Source organism: Rosenbergiella collisarenosi (assembly GCF_018494085.1).
Taxonomy (GTDB): domain Bacteria; phylum Pseudomonadota; class Gammaproteobacteria; order Enterobacterales; family Enterobacteriaceae; genus Rosenbergiella; species Rosenbergiella collisarenosi.
On the sequence record NZ_JABBFP010000006.1, the window covers coordinates 50,028 to 64,385 of the forward strand.

Consider the following 14,358-nt stretch of genomic DNA (forward strand, 5'->3'; position numbering starts at 1 on the left):
GTTTCCCTACGAAAAATTACCTGCACGTTGAATAGCGGCTTCCAGCCCGTCAGCATCTTGATAAAGATAAGTGTGCATACCTAATTGAGCTGCGGCCTCAATATTCTCGAAGAGATCATCCACAAAGAGGGCCTGCTCTGGCGCTACGCCTTCTGCATCCAGGACATGGTGATAAATAGCCGTATCCGGCTTACGTAACCCGATATGATGAGAAAAGTAACAGTGATCGGCAGCGCCGATTAACTCGGGATACTGCTCGGCTAAAAATTCTGTATGGATTTGATTAGTATTCGATAAGATCACCACACGGTATCCCTCATCGCGTAACCGCTTTATCACACTCAGTACGGGTTGATTAACCCCTGTAAAAATCGACTGCCAGCCGCTCACAAACTGCGGATAACTGAGGTTAACCTCTAACTCGTCACAGAGTGCTTGCGCAAATTGTTCGTCCGAAATCTCACCCCGTTCGTGACGCTCAACCTGAGATCCTAGTTGGAAATGTTGCTGAACATGGGCTAATGGTGAGCCGCTCAAATTACTCCATACGCCAAGAGCACGGGTAAAGTCGAGATTGACGATAACGTTTCCCAAATCGAAAATATATAACATGGCCCCTCTCCCGATAGTTTCACTTCACTACACTATAAAGCCGACCCTCTCATTCTACCAACCGAGATGATGGAAAATTTACCGACGGGTGAAGCGTCTCGCACTAAGCTTAAGCGTAGGTAAAAAAAAACCTGAACCAGAAGAGTCTGGTTCAGGTTTAGCTTAAGGCTCAGAAACGCTGAGAATTAAGACTCTTTACCGCCACGCGATGCACGTTTACGGTCATTTTCAGTCAAATGACGCTTACGGATACGTACTGATGCAGGGGTAACTTCAACTAATTCATCATCATCGATGAACTCAAGCGCTTGCTCAAGGGTCATCTTGATTGCTGGAACCAGTGTTGTCGCTTCATCAGTCCCTGACGCACGCATGTTAGTCAGTTTCTTACCGGTTAAGCAGTTAACAGTCAGGTCGTTAGAACGTGAGTGAATACCGATGATTTGGCCTTCATACACTTCAGCACCGTGACCGAGGAACAGCTTACCGCGATCTTGCAAGCTATATAGCGCAAACGCGACAGCTTTACCTTGACCGTTAGAAATTAACACGCCATTTTGACGTTGACCGACTTCACCTGGACGTACGTCGTCGTAGTGACTGAAGGTTGAGTACAGTAAGCCTGTACCTGAAGTCATGGTCATGAATTCGTTACGGAAACCGATCAATCCACGGCTAGGAATGACGTAGTCTAAACGTACGCGTCCTTTACCATCTGGATCCATATTTTTCATGTCGCCTTTACGCTCACCCATCGCTTGCATCACAGAACCTTGGTGCTGTTCTTCGATATCAAGGGTAACGTTCTCGAATGGCTCTTGTTTACGTCCATCGATTTGACGGAAGATAACTTTAGGACGAGATACTGCCATCTCGAAACCTTCACGACGCATATTTTCGATAAGGACTGAAAGGTGAAGTTCACCACGTCCTGAAACGCGGAAAGCATCTGCATCTTCAGTTTCTTCAACGCGTAATGCAACGTTGTGTACCAGCTCTTTCTTCAGGCGGTCGAGGATTTGACGTGAAGTCACGTACTTACCTTCTTTACCACAGAAAGGAGAGGTGTTAACACAGAAGAACATGGTAACTGTTGGCTCATCGACGCTCAGTGCAGGGAGCGCTTCAACTTTCTGAGTATCACAGATTGTGTCAGAAATGTTTAGCTCACCTAAACCGGTGATAGCGATGATATCGCCCGCTTCAGCCAGATCAGACTCGATACGTTCTAAACCTAAGTGGCCCAGTACTTTACCGACTTTACCGTTACGTGTTTTGCCTTCGCTATCGATAACCGTAACCTGTTGGTTAGGTTTGATTTTACCGCGTTTGATACGGCCGATACCGATAACACCCAAATAGTTGTTGTAATCAAGTTGCGAAATCTGCATTTGCAGCGCGCCATTTTGGTCAACATTTGGAGCAGGAACGTGCTTAACGATCGCTTCGTACAGTGGCGTCATATCTTCAGCCATGTCTGCGTGATCGTCGCCCGCAATCCCTTGGATTGCAGAAGCATAGATAATTGGGAAATCCAATTGCTCATCTGTAGCGTCTAAGTTGACGAACAGATCGAATACTTGGTCAACAACCCAATCAGGACGCGCGCCCGGACGGTCGATTTTGTTGATCACAACGATTGGCTTCAACCCGTGGGCGAACGCTTTTTTCGTTACGAAGCGGGTCTGTGGCATTGGACCATCGATCGCATCAACGACCAATAGTACTGAATCGACCATAGACATAACACGTTCAACTTCACCACCGAAGTCGGCGTGTCCCGGGGTATCAACGATGTTGATACGGTAATCATTCCACTTAATAGCGGTGTTTTTTGCGAGGATAGTAATCCCACGCTCTTTCTCCAGGTCGTTGGAGTCCATCACACGCTCAGTCGCTTCAGTACGCTCGTCAAAGGTACCGGACTGTTGTAAAAGTTTGTCGACTAGGGTGGTTTTTCCATGGTCAACGTGCGCGATGATGGCGATGTTACGCAATTTTTCGATCACAGCTTTGCCTCAGGCATTAGAAATAGCGCGCTATTGTACACGGATTAGGCGAAAGACTGAACATGATCACACGATTCACAGCCACTTTATCTAGTTTTTTTTTAAGGGGATGTTTCTTTCGACTTTTTTGTCCATTTTCAGTGCAAGTTGCGCGCTATTTATTCGCAATGCACCATAATAGATCACTGAAGTTGCAACTTACGCTCTTTATTGGTGCAATGCGCGGTAATGTCGCAATACTCAAATAAGATAAAATTCCCTCTCCACGGGGGTTTTTAGCTTTTTTGAAAAGTTGGCACGCTTTTCGCTTTAAGATAAATAAGCGAAAACGATAGCTAAAAAACGTTTTTAGGCGCTTGCCGGATAACGGGTCAGAGGGGTGAGCCCTCCTAAGCATAGTGCTTCCCACGTCCCCCTACGACAACAGAGCTTTCAGGAGAGTAGATATGTCCGTTGAACACGTTCTCTCGTTGATGAACGAACATGAAGTCAAGTTTGTTGATCTGCGCTTTACAGACAGTAAAGGTAAGGAACAACACGTTACCATCCCTGCCCATCAGGTGAATGAAGACTTCTTTGAAGAAGGCAAAATGTTCGATGGCTCATCCATCGGTGGTTGGAAAGGGATCAATGAATCAGACATGGTACTGATGCCTGACGTCACTACCGCTGTGCTTGACCCGTTTTTCGAAGACTCAACGTTAATCATTCGTTGCGACATCCTAGAGCCAGGCACCCTGCAAGGTTATGACCGCGACCCGCGCTCCATCGCTAAGCGTGCTGAAGACTTCCTGCGCACCTCTGGTATCGCCGATACTGTACTGTTCGGACCTGAACCTGAGTTCTTCTTATTCGATGACATCCGCTTCGGTTCCTCTACCTCAGGCTCACACGTTGCGATCGATGATATCGAAGCGGCGTGGAATACCGGGAAAGAGTATGAAGGCGGAAACAAAGGCCACCGTCCTGGTTTAAAAGGCGGGTACTTCCCCGTTCCTCCTGTCGACTCAGCTCAAGATATCCGTTCAGCCATGTGTCTTACCATGGAGCAGATGGGCTTAGTCGTTGAAGCGCACCACCACGAAGTGGCGACCGCGGGTCAAAACGAAGTGGCAACTCGCTTTAACACTATGGTTAAAAAAGCCGACGAAATCCAAATCTATAAGTATGTCGTGCACAACGTTGCCCACGTTTTCGGTAAAACGGCGACCTTTATGCCAAAACCAATGTTTGGGGATAATGGTTCAGGTATGCACTGCCACATGTCTCTGTCTAAAGACGGCAACAACCTGTTCGCAGGCGATAAATACGGCGGTCTTTCAGATATTGCGCTGTACTACATCGGCGGTATCATCAAGCATGCTAAAGCTCTTAACGCATTAACTAACCCAACGACTAACTCCTACAAGCGCTTAGTCCCAGGTTACGAAGCGCCTGTTATGTTGGCTTACTCAGCGCGTAACCGCTCTGCCTCTATCCGTATCCCTGTGGTAGCAAGCCCGAAAGCACGTCGTATCGAAGCGCGCTTCCCAGACCCAGCGGCTAACCCATACTTAGCTTTCGCCGCGCTACTCATGGCTGGCCTTGATGGTGTGATTAATAAAATCCATCCTGGCGATGCGATGGATAAAAACCTCTACGATCTGCCTCCAGAAGAAGATGCAGAGATTCCAAAAGTGGCAAGCTCTTTAGAAGAAGCGCTTGATGCACTGAACGAAGACCGCGAATTCTTAACCCGTGGTGGCGTGTTTACCGACGACACTATCGATGCGTATATCGAACTGCGTAAAACAGAAAGCGAACGTGTTCGTATGACGCCACACCCAGTTGAGTTTGAACTTTACTACAGCGTCTAATTTTCGTTTGTAGTATGTTGCCGTGAAGTTTTAGCCCATCTTCGGATGGGCTTTTTTCTCAGTACGGATCACCCTATTCTGGAGAGATGTAATGCTTAGCAATACCGCCTCAGATGCCGTGCAAATCCTCAATTCGCTGATCAACTGTGTCCTCGTCGTCGATCATCAATTAGTGATTCACTATGCTAATCCGGCGGCACAGCAATTACTCGCCCAGAGTTCACGTAAACTGTTCGGTACCCCGCTGCCTGAGCTGACCGGCTACTTCTCTCTCAATGTCGAAGTGATGCATGAAAGCCTCAGCGTCGGACAAGGCTTCACTGATAGTGAGGTTACTCTCGTTGTCGACGGACGGGCACATACACTCGCACTTACCGCCCAGCCCTTACCCGACCAGCAGATCCTCCTCGAGATGGCGCCGATGGATAATCAACGCCGCCTGAGTCAAGAACAGCTACAACACGCCCAGCAGATTGCTGCCCGCGATCTGGTACGTGGCCTAGCCCATGAGATTAAAAATCCATTGGGAGGGCTACGGGGAGCCGCACAACTGCTCTCTAAGGCCTTACCCAACCCGGCCTTGAAAGAATATACCAATGTCATTATCGAACAGGCGGATCGGCTTAGGAACCTCGTTGACCGCTTACTAGGGCCTCAGCAACCCGGCATGCACGTTATGCAGAACATCCATCAAGTGGCGGAGCGCGTAGTTAAACTCGTCTCCATGGAATTACCGGACAATGTGACCCTGGTACGCGATTACGACCCGAGCCTACCGGAGTTACAACATGACCCTGATCAAATTGAGCAAGTGTTACTGAATATGGTCAGCAATGCCTTACAGGCTCTAGGTCGTGAAGGCGGTACTATTACCTTACGTACACGTACTGCCTTTCAACTGACTCTTCACGGAAATCGATACCGGCTAGTGGCGCAGATTGATGTTGAAGATGATGGGCCGGGTATTCCGACTCATCTGCATGATACCTTATTTTATCCAATGGTCAGCGGCCGCGAAAATGGTACCGGCTTAGGGCTTTCCATCGCACGCAGCTTAATTGATCAACATTCCGGTAAGATCGAGTTCAAGAGTTGGCCAGGCCACACTGAATTCTCAATATTTCTCCCTATTCGCCAGTGAGGTTTCTATGCAACAAGGGATAGTTTGGATCGTCGATGACGATAGCTCCATCCGCTGGGTGCTTGAGCGCGCACTGACTGGAGCTGGGTTACTCTGTACGGCCTTCGAAAGTAGTCACGACGTACTTGATGCGTTAGCGACCAAAACGCCCGACGTCTTATTATCCGATATCCGCATGCCGGGTATGGATGGCTTGGGATTACTGAAGCAAATTAAAAAGCGTCATCCGATGCTGCCGGTCATTATTATGACCGCTCATTCTGACCTTGATGCAGCCGTGAGCGCCTATCAACAAGGGGCATTCGATTATTTACCGAAACCTTTTGATATTGATGAAGCTGTCGCGCTGACAGAACGCGCAATCAGCCATTATCAGGAGCAGCAGCAACCTCGCCTACAACAAGAGGATGGTCCGACCACCGACATCATTGGTGAAGCCCCTGCGATGCAGGATGTCTTTCGTATCATCGGTCGGCTATCACGCTCCTCGATCAGCGTGCTGATTAATGGCGAGTCTGGAACAGGTAAAGAACTCGTCGCCCATGCCCTACATCGCCATAGCCCAAGGGTGAAATCGCCTTTTATCGCCCTAAATATGGCCGCAATCCCCAAGGACTTGATCGAATCCGAACTATTCGGTCACGAAAAAGGGGCTTTTACTGGGGCGGGACAGGTAAGACAAGGACGCTTTGAACAAGCGAATGGCGGTACTCTATTTCTTGATGAGATTGGCGATATGCCGCTAGACGTACAAACACGGCTATTGAGAGTCCTGGCCGACGGTCAGTTCTACCGTGTAGGTGGATATGCGCCGGTAAAAGTCGATGTTCGGATCATTGCGGCTACGCACCAAAACCTTGAATCACGCGTACAAGAAGGAAAGTTTCGCGAAGACTTATTCCACCGACTGAATGTTATTCGTATTCACTTACCCCCTTTACGAGAACGTCGGGAAGATATACCTCGTTTGGCGAACTATTTCCTGCAAATGGCGGCGCGCGAGCTAGGGGTCGAAACGAAGATCTTGCATAACGACACTATTAACGCGCTGACGCATGTCGCTTGGCCAGGTAACGTAAGACAATTAGAGAATACGTGCCGATGGTTAACGGTCATGGCAGCGGGTCAAGAGGTACTCCTGCAAGATCTCCCTCCTGAGCTTTTCGATAGTGCATCAATCCCAAGTGAGCCTACGGCGACCTCCCCACATGTTCCTGAAAGCTGGTCTGGATTATTGGCGCAGTGGGCAGAGCGGGCGTTACGAACGGGCCATCAGGATCTCTTGTCCGAAGCCCAGCCCGAGATGGAACGGGTGCTATTAACGACCGCGCTACAACATACACGTGGACATAAACAAGAAGCGGCACGGTTGTTGGGATGGGGGCGTAATACCCTTACCCGTAAGCTGAAAGAGCTGGGAATGGAGTAATCCTTACCGTGCCTGGGTTTTCAGGTACGGTTAAATCACTCGCGAGAAAGCGCGTTGGCTGGCGCGCTGGCGCGAATACTGATCGAAGCAAAAACAGATGTGCCGAACCAATAAGCGCCCTTTTGCTGTGATCTGTAACCGCTTAGCCGTAATAGTGACCAACCCATCTTGCACCATCGGCTCAAGTAAACGACGCTCTTCAGCGAAATAGTCCCAAAAAGGCTGTTGTAGCGTCTTTTCTATAGCGCTTATCTCCAGTAAAAATTGACACATTAGCGTTTTAATAATGTCACGACGCAGCATATCCTCAGTACTTAGGCCAATCCCTCGAACTAATGCGCTACCTCTCTCGAGCAAGCGTGATGACCAATCTCTCAACGATTTTTCGTTTTGGCTGTAGCTATCGCCAATCATGCTAATAGCCGACACGCCAACCCCTAATAAGTCGGTATTACACTGCGTGGTGTAGCCTTGAAAGTTGCGTTGTAAGCGACCCGCTCGTTGCGCTTGTGCCAACTCATCGTCAGGCAATGCGAAGTGGTCCATCCCAATAAACTGATAGCCAGCCGCTTGCAGCTGACCGATAGTCTGTTGCAATATTTTTAACTTCTGCGTCGGATTAGGTAGCTCATAAGACTTTATTTTGCGCTGCGCAGCAAACAGCTCCGGCATATGCGCATAGTTAAATATACTCAACCTATCCGGACGCAATATAAGGATCTGTTCCAGCGTATGACCAAAACTTTCCACCGTCTGGAGCGGTAACCCATAAATTAAATCAATATTTGTCGAGGTAAAGCCGAGGGCTTTCATCGTTAAGAGTAGTTCGGCTATCTGTGACGCGTCTTGTTTACGATTGACGCGTTGTTGCACCATCGGATTAAAATCTTGTACCCCCATACTGAGGCGATTAATCCCGATTGCGCGTAGCGCAGTGAGACGTTCGACCGGAAATTGGCGTGGGTCGAGTTCAAGCGATACTTCTGCCTCATCGCTTAAACGGAATTCAGCACGGATTAAAGCCATTAATCCAGCCAACTGTTCATCACTTAGAAAAGTCGGCGTTCCCCCACCGAAGTGTACTTGAGTAAGCCGACGCTGTTTGAATAACAACGCGCGCTGGCGAATCTCAGCCTGCAAATGAAGTAAATATTGGTCAGCTTTTTCAGGATGCCGGGTAACCACTTTATTGCAGCCACAGAAATAACAGAGCTGGTGACAAAATGGGATATGGAGATAAAGAGAGAGTGGGCGAGTGGGATAGCGAGAGGCCGCGGCTGAAAAATCAGTTTCCGAAAAGCTTGAGGTAAACTCTAGTGCAGTGGGGTAAGAAGTATAACGAGGACTAGCAGTGTTGTAGTGCTCAATCAGTGCCTGATCCCATTCGACGTCTTGCATGTTTACCTCTTACGTTGGCTTTTTGGCCGCGCTTTACTCGTTTCGGCCGAGAAAACAAGCGTCGGTGCAGCACAGTCTTCCTATGCGACAAGCGTAAAAGTTTACTGACTATCCACAAGAGATAACAGGTGAATAACCCGGCAGGGATTGATCCAAGCCAATGCATTATCAATTAATCCTTCTGATGAATAACAGGGAGCACGCTCCCTGTTACTCGCCCTACTACCCTTTTAACAGGCGGTACATATCTTCTTCTGCTTCATCGTCTTTCTCGTCATCGTCGATATCGATGCCTAATAAGACCATTAATTCTTCAATACGATCTAAGCGCGCTTCTAACCACGTTTGATCTTCACCGCTTAGGGTATCGCCACTTTCTAAACGATCGAGTAACTGGTCCAAACGCGGATCATTTTCTAACATCCGTAGTTCTTGCTGACGGGTCATTTTTTCCGGCTCAGCATGGGTCTCAGTTCTAGGCGCTGTCGCGACCTTGCCTTCGGCAACGAGAGGAATCGGGGTTTTACTTCCAATACGTGGATCCGCTTTTTCCGGCGCGGCCTTACCCTGACGTTGCGTCGCTTTAGGATGGCTACGGTTACCAGCGGTATTGCCTTTTAATTTACTTTTGCGTTTACGCTCTCGGCCTTCAAGATTAAGTTCGGCACGCGTTTTGCGGCGTTCCGTAGACTTGCTTTTGGTCGTTCTGGAAGGTTGCTTCATAGTGTCAGTCTCAAGGAGGATTACTTCAGTAAGTTCTGGGCGCGAATCTAGCAGAAAGTTGGACAATAAAAAAGCGGTAACACTAAGGTTACCGCCCTTTCGTCCTTTTTTCGTAATTCCATTACGTTAATGCTCGTATCCCGCTCCGTGAACAAAGTTCCTCAATGCCTTCCATTAGCGGCTTAACTGTAGTTCAGGAACCCAATAGTACAAGGCAATATTAGTAATAAATTTATATTTTTATTCATCCAATTGATTTTTATTAGTTTTTGCCGATGATCGGTTATCAACCTTCCCCCTTTATCGACTATTTCACGCCATCACGTACAAAATAATCACGCGCGAGGTCATGACGCCCTTAAGGCCAACACGCAACAATGCGCGAAATCTAGGCAAAAGGTAGGTATACTCCCGGTTTATGCTGCTAAAACTATGTGGAGTTTGCTGTGCCGAGCTGGAATTATCACGTCACTCATTTTGTAACTAGTGCCCCAGATGTTCGTCATCTGCCGGAAGATACTGGCGCTGAAGTCGCCTTTGCGGGCCGCTCTAATGCCGGAAAGTCGAGTGCGTTGAATACCTTAACCCAACAAAAAAGCCTTGCACGGACCAGTAAAACACCGGGGCGTACGCAACTTATCAACTTGTTTGAAGTAGCAGAAGGAATTAGGCTCGTCGACTTACCTGGCTATGGCTATGCCGAAGTTCCAGAAGAAGTAAAACGTAAATGGCAGAAATCTCTCGGTGAATATTTAGAAGTTCGCCAAGCCCTTAAAGGCTTAGTTGTCCTTATGGATATCCGCCATCCGATGAAAGAGCTCGACCAACAAATGGTTAACTGGGCAGTCGCCAGTGAGATCCCCGTGATGGTGCTACTCACTAAGGCAGATAAATTAGCCTCGGGTGCACGCAAAAAACAACTCGCGATGGTTCGTGAAGCGAGTTTGGCTTTTATGGGTGATGTACAAGTAGAGCTCTTCTCGTCATTGAAGAAGATGGGGATTGATAAGTTGAGCCAGAAGTTAGATGAATGGTTTACCGCGCATACTGACTTGCAGGAGAGTCTGGAAGAGTAATCTACGCTTTTTCCCCGTCAGAAGAAAAAACGCCCCAGCGGTAAACGTGACCGCTGGGGCGGCTAATTTCTAGCCTAATCCGATTACATGAAGTAAAAGGCCTTAAAGATAGAACATCTTACCTCTGTACCCTACACCGGAAAATGTACCCCAATTCTTATATGTGTGAAAGCGCTTTTTTTGTGCAAAAACGAACGTTTGAGCCAAAAAACACCACCTAGATCACATAAATAGTCCTAACCCCTCGCGAAAATGTTAAATATATGTTTCTCAATTATAAAAAAAAGCGTATGCTCTTGCCGCGATTTTTAAGACTTCTTTTCCACTTAAAATCAGCCTGAGAAGTGCGCTATCACTCATTTGGTTAAATAGCGTTCTTTTTCGTGATCGAAGTCTAAAAGTACAAATATTTAATAAAATTGGCACTAATTTACACGTTATTCTGCGGTAATCTCTTCCAGGTGTTAACACTTTTTTCGGGATAAAAATAATGAAAATAAAAAATAAACTTTTTTCACGTACTCCTTCTTTTTTTGCACTTTCACTTGTCGCCGCGAGCTGTGCGGCGGCGCTACCTGCTACGCAGGCAGCTGAACCTTTTAGTTACGACTCTAACTGGATGCTCGGCGATTGGGCCGGTACACGTAGCCAGCTCAAAGAGGAAGGGGTCGATTTCCAGGTGAACTACACCATGGAAAGTGCCTCGAATTTAGCAGGCGGCTATGATACCTCGACTACCATGCGCTACTCCGATCAGTGGGCCTTTGGTGTCGACTTGGATCTTGAGAAGCTCTTAGGCTGGAACGATACCGAATTCCAAATGACCATTACCGATCGTAATGGCCGCAATCTCTCCGACGATGCTGTCAGCCGTAATGGCACCCTCTCTTCTGTACAAGAAGTATATGGCCGTGGACAGACTTGGCGTTTGACGCAGTTCTGGTTACGTAAGCACTTTTTCGATAACCTCGTTGACGTAAAAGCAGGACGTGTAACAGTCGGTGAAGATTTCGACACGATTGACAGTAAGTTCCAGAACTTGGCCTTCGGCGGCGGACAAGCGGGTAACTGGCGCGGCGATCACTGGTACAACTGGCCGGTATCGCAGTGGGGTGGACGTGTTGCCATCAATATTACTCCGGAAGTCTTCTTCCAAGTCGGTTTCTATAACCAAACACCTTACAACTATGATCGCGGTGATGGCTTCCGTTTCGAAGTTAGCCAAACTGAAGGTAATTTAGTGCCTGCAGAAGTCGTTTGGCACCCAACCTTCGGTCCAGACAATCTGAAAGGTAACTACCGCCTAGGCGGGTATTACTCTTCGGTACGCGACCAAGTCTATGGTTCATGGCGTAACGGTAATACCGATACCGCACATGCCTACGGCGGCTATTTACTGGCACAGCAACAACTCTTCGCCCAGCCCGGTGGAGGAGATCGTGGCCTGACCTTGACTGGACAAGCGGTAATGAATGACCACAAAACCGCGAAAATCGATAATTACCAATCTCTGACGCTGGTATGGAAAGGATTAGTCGATGCCCGTCCAGAAGATGAAATTGGTATTGGTGCTTCACGTATCCACGTCAACTCTAGCTACTCGACGATGCAACGCCGTGAGAATCGCTCAACGGGAGCTTACTACGATAGCAACCCAGCGTGGATCCCAATCCAACACGGTTCTGAATACGATTATGAGGTTTATTACAACGTTCATGCGACCAACTGGCTGCAAATTCGTCCTAACTTGCAATATGTTGTCGCACCGGGCGCCGAAAACGGCGTGAAAAACGCGTTGGTCGGTGGTATCAGCGCCAACTTAAGCTTCTAAGCTTACTTCTCCGTACTCGCCAGCGACTGGGTACGGAGATTCTTCACTTGCCAGCTACCCGCACTACGGTTACCTTCTTTGCTCGACCAAGGAGGAGGCCTCATGTTTAAAACCCCGCGTTCTGCAACCATTATTAAAGAACAAATACTTTCCGATGACTGGTATTCACTGAAAAAGTACACCGTTGATTATCAGCGAGCAGACGGTAGCCACCAGACCTATTGCCGAGAGGTTTATAATAAGGGAGATGGGGTCACGGTTTTCCTCTTCAATCGTACACACCAATCTATCATTCTCACCCGCCAGTTCCGTTTACCGCTCATGATCCAAGGTGAATCCGGTTTGCTAATCGAAACGGCTGCAGGTTTGCTCGAAGGAGAAGATCCGATCACGCGGATCCGCGCAGAAATAGAAGAAGAAACGGGCTACCGTATCGAACAGGTACAAAAGATCTTCGATGCTTGGATGAGCCCCGGTGCGGTAACCGAAAAGCTACACTTCTTCACCGCCGAATATTCTCATCATGATCGTGTTCATTCTGGTGGTGGGTTACACGAGGAAGGCGAGGATATTGAAGTACTGGAACTCCCTTTTCAACAGGCGCTTACCATGCTGCGGCGTGGAGAGATTAACGACGCTAAAACCATTATGTTATTACAGCATGCCGTTATTAATAATCTCTTCGCTCACGCGCCAGAATAATAGTTAAAGTAGGCGGCGATTAGATTATCGATTAATACCGCCTATCCCCCGTATAGAAATAGAATAATCCCCGTTCTTATTACCGATAAACTGATAAAAAGTTAATTATTGTCTCTATGTTAAATTAATGTTAATTTCATATTCCATTTTTTAGTTTAGAGAATATACGATGCTTAAATCTTTCCTTAATTTCGATGAAATGATCACACCTAAAATTATTACCATTATCTATTGGCTCGGTATTATTGGCGTGGTTATTGGCGGTCTAATGGCAATAGGCACCAGCATTACGTTTGGCGGAAGTATCCTAGCGGGCTTATTTTCTGGTTTATGTACCATCGTCTTCGGCGTGATTGGTGTCCGTATTTCTTGCGAACTCATTATTCTCTCTTTTAATATTTATGGAAAATTAAGAGAGATTGCTGAGAATACTGCAGTAAAATAAGAAGCTTACCGCTAACTACTCGGTAGTCTCAAGGTTAGCGGCTAATCACATTAATGGATATCCTTTGTCTTTTTTCATAGTTACCCTGCTGCAGTAAAGTTGCTATAGATAGCAGCCTTACCTATACGCATAGCCGGAGTACTGATGAAAAAGATTTTTACCTCAAGCCTTGTCGTAACGAGCTTATTATTTATACCGATCCTAGGCTTTGCTGAGCAATCCGTGGTAACTATTGGTTATCAAAAAGCCAGCCTCTTCACTATTATCAAATCGCAACAGACCCTCGAAAAAAAATTTGCATCGCAAGGTGTAACCGTTCGCTGGGTTGAGTTTCCAGCCGGTCCCCAATTACTGGAAGGACTAAATATTGGTAGCGTGGATATTGGCGCAACCGGCGATGCCCCCCCTATATTCGCACAAGCGGCTAAAGCCGATTTAATTTATTTAGCCCACTCTGTGGCAAACCCCAAAAATGAAGCGATTGTGGTCCCCGCCAATTCCCCTATCCACACTGTTGCGGAATTAAAAGGTAAACGCGTTGCGCTAAATAAAGGGTCAGATGTGAACTATTTATTGGTCGCAGCATTGCAACATGCCGGGCTGAGTTATAAGGATATCCAGCCCGTCTATTTACCGCCTGCAGATGCGCGAGTAGCATTCCAGAAAGGCGCTGTCGATGCCTGGGCTATTTGGGATCCCTACTATGCAGAAGTCAGCCAGGTCACTCATGCACGGACCCTTACTACCGCCGAAAACTTGGTACCCCACTATTCCTTCTTCCTATCTAGCCGGAAATTTGCCGAGGGTTCACCTAAATTAGCACTCGAAGTAGTCGATAGCTTGAAAGAGACTGGACAATGGGCAAACAGCCATAAAGAAGAGACTGCGCAACTGCTATCCACTGCCACAGGGTTAAATATTGACTACTGGCACACCACATTAGCCCGCCTCGACTATACTACCGAACGTATGACACCTGAGGTATTTGCCCAGCAGCAGACGTTAGCCGACGCATTCAGTAAAATTCATCTTATTCCCGGCCAAGTACAGGTGAACCGTGCAACATGGTCACAAGATGCTAGCCACTAGCTAATCATGGTAGAACAAAGAATGCCGCTCAAGCTAAAGAGACTGAG

Annotated in this window: 12 protein-coding genes and 1 pseudogene; 8 read left to right on the top strand and 5 right to left on the bottom strand. The window is 47.5% G+C overall.

Annotated elements, in window-relative coordinates; all coding sequences use genetic code 11:
- Positions 1–6 precede the first annotated feature (6 nt).
- Entirely contained in the window at positions 7–612 is a 606-nt protein-coding gene (locus HGT70_RS10635) for an HAD-IA family hydrolase (protein WP_071432791.1), read from the bottom strand.
- A gap of 185 nt (positions 613–797) precedes the next feature.
- A complete protein-coding gene (gene typA, locus HGT70_RS10640; RefSeq protein ID WP_214195803.1) occupies positions 798–2,621 on the bottom strand; it encodes a ribosome-dependent GTPase TypA in 1,824 nt (607 codons plus the stop codon).
- A gap of 446 nt (positions 2,622–3,067) precedes the next feature.
- Here typA and glnA point away from each other — a divergent pair, with 446 nt between their 5' ends.
- The 3 genes from glnA to glnG all read left to right on the top strand — a co-directional run bounded on the left by glnA (position 3,068) and on the right by glnG (position 7,047).
- On the top strand, positions 3,068–4,477 hold the full coding sequence (gene glnA, locus HGT70_RS10645; protein WP_071432794.1) for a glutamate--ammonia ligase: 1,410 nt from the start codon (positions 3,068–3,070) through the stop codon (positions 4,475–4,477).
- 91 nt (positions 4,478–4,568) lie between these two features.
- The gene (glnL, locus tag HGT70_RS10650) at positions 4,569–5,618 is read left to right on the top strand and encodes a nitrogen regulation protein NR(II) (RefSeq protein ID WP_214195804.1); all 1,050 of its coding nucleotides are present in this window, start codon (positions 4,569–4,571) and stop codon (positions 5,616–5,618) included.
- A gap of 7 nt (positions 5,619–5,625) precedes the next feature.
- A complete protein-coding gene (gene glnG, locus HGT70_RS10655; protein ID WP_071432797.1) occupies positions 5,626–7,047 on the top strand; it encodes a nitrogen regulation protein NR(I) in 1,422 nt (473 codons plus the stop codon).
- A gap of 30 nt (positions 7,048–7,077) precedes the next feature.
- Here the strand turns inward: glnG and hemN are convergent, their stop codons facing one another.
- Positions 7,078–8,445: an oxygen-independent coproporphyrinogen III oxidase gene (hemN, locus tag HGT70_RS10660; RefSeq protein ID WP_214195805.1), complete on the bottom strand. Its 1,368-nt coding sequence runs from the start codon at positions 8,443–8,445 to the stop codon at positions 7,078–7,080.
- 222 nt (positions 8,446–8,667) lie between these two features.
- Positions 8,668–9,168, bottom strand: a complete 501-nt coding sequence (gene yihI, locus HGT70_RS10665) for a Der GTPase-activating protein YihI (RefSeq protein WP_214195806.1) — start codon at positions 9,166–9,168, stop codon at positions 8,668–8,670.
- Between the two features lie 446 nt (positions 9,169–9,614).
- Between yihI and yihA the strand changes: the two genes are divergently transcribed.
- Positions 9,615–10,244, top strand: a complete 630-nt coding sequence (gene yihA / locus HGT70_RS10670; protein WP_071432802.1) for a ribosome biogenesis GTP-binding protein YihA/YsxC — start codon at positions 9,615–9,617, stop codon at positions 10,242–10,244.
- A gap of 69 nt (positions 10,245–10,313) precedes the next feature.
- Here the strand turns inward: yihA and HGT70_RS16925 are convergent.
- Positions 10,314–10,361: pseudogene (locus HGT70_RS16925) on the bottom strand (hypothetical protein).
- Positions 10,362–10,740: 379 nt separating this feature from the next.
- Between HGT70_RS16925 and HGT70_RS10675 the strand changes: the two are divergent.
- The 4 genes from HGT70_RS10675 (at position 10,741) to HGT70_RS10690 (ending at position 14,311) form a co-directional block, all read left to right on the top strand.
- The gene (locus tag HGT70_RS10675; RefSeq protein WP_241569580.1) at positions 10,741–12,075 is read left to right on the top strand and encodes a carbohydrate porin; all 1,335 of its coding nucleotides are present in this window, start codon (positions 10,741–10,743) and stop codon (positions 12,073–12,075) included.
- A 102-nt stretch (positions 12,076–12,177) separates the two neighbouring features.
- Positions 12,178–12,777 carry an NUDIX domain-containing protein gene (locus HGT70_RS10680; RefSeq protein ID WP_214195808.1) on the top strand — a complete coding sequence of 200 codons (600 nt, stop codon included), beginning with the start codon at positions 12,178–12,180 and terminating at the stop codon, positions 12,775–12,777.
- 169 nt (positions 12,778–12,946) lie between these two features.
- Complete coding sequence (locus tag HGT70_RS10685; RefSeq protein ID WP_071432806.1) at positions 12,947–13,222, top strand: DUF4282 domain-containing protein; 276 nt, start codon at positions 12,947–12,949, stop codon at positions 13,220–13,222.
- Positions 13,223–13,366: 144 nt separating this feature from the next.
- Complete coding sequence (locus HGT70_RS10690) at positions 13,367–14,311, top strand: sulfonate ABC transporter substrate-binding protein (RefSeq protein WP_071432808.1); 945 nt, start codon at positions 13,367–13,369, stop codon at positions 14,309–14,311.
- Positions 14,312–14,358 lie beyond the last annotated feature (47 nt).

Excerpts from the sequence above, each read along its gene's own strand:
- HGT70_RS10635 (WP_071432791.1), bottom strand. The coding sequence starts at position 612 with ATGTTATATATTTTCGATTTGGGAAACGTTATCGTCAATCTCGACTTT.
- glnA (WP_071432794.1), top strand. The coding sequence starts at position 3,068 with ATGTCCGTTGAACACGTTCTCTCGTTGATGAACGAACATGAAGTCAAG.
- glnL (WP_214195804.1), top strand. The coding sequence starts at position 4,569 with ATGCTTAGCAATACCGCCTCAGATGCCGTGCAAATCCTCAATTCGCTG.
- glnG (WP_071432797.1), top strand. The coding sequence starts at position 5,626 with ATGCAACAAGGGATAGTTTGGATCGTCGATGACGATAGCTCCATCCGC.
- hemN (WP_214195805.1), bottom strand. The coding sequence starts at position 8,445 with ATGCAAGACGTCGAATGGGATCAGGCACTGATTGAGCACTACAACACT.
- yihI (WP_214195806.1), bottom strand. The coding sequence starts at position 9,168 with ATGAAGCAACCTTCCAGAACGACCAAAAGCAAGTCTACGGAACGCCGC.
- HGT70_RS10680 (WP_214195808.1), top strand. The coding sequence starts at position 12,178 with ATGTTTAAAACCCCGCGTTCTGCAACCATTATTAAAGAACAAATACTT.
- HGT70_RS10685 (WP_071432806.1), top strand. The coding sequence starts at position 12,947 with ATGCTTAAATCTTTCCTTAATTTCGATGAAATGATCACACCTAAAATT.
- HGT70_RS10690 (WP_071432808.1), top strand. The coding sequence starts at position 13,367 with ATGAAAAAGATTTTTACCTCAAGCCTTGTCGTAACGAGCTTATTATTT.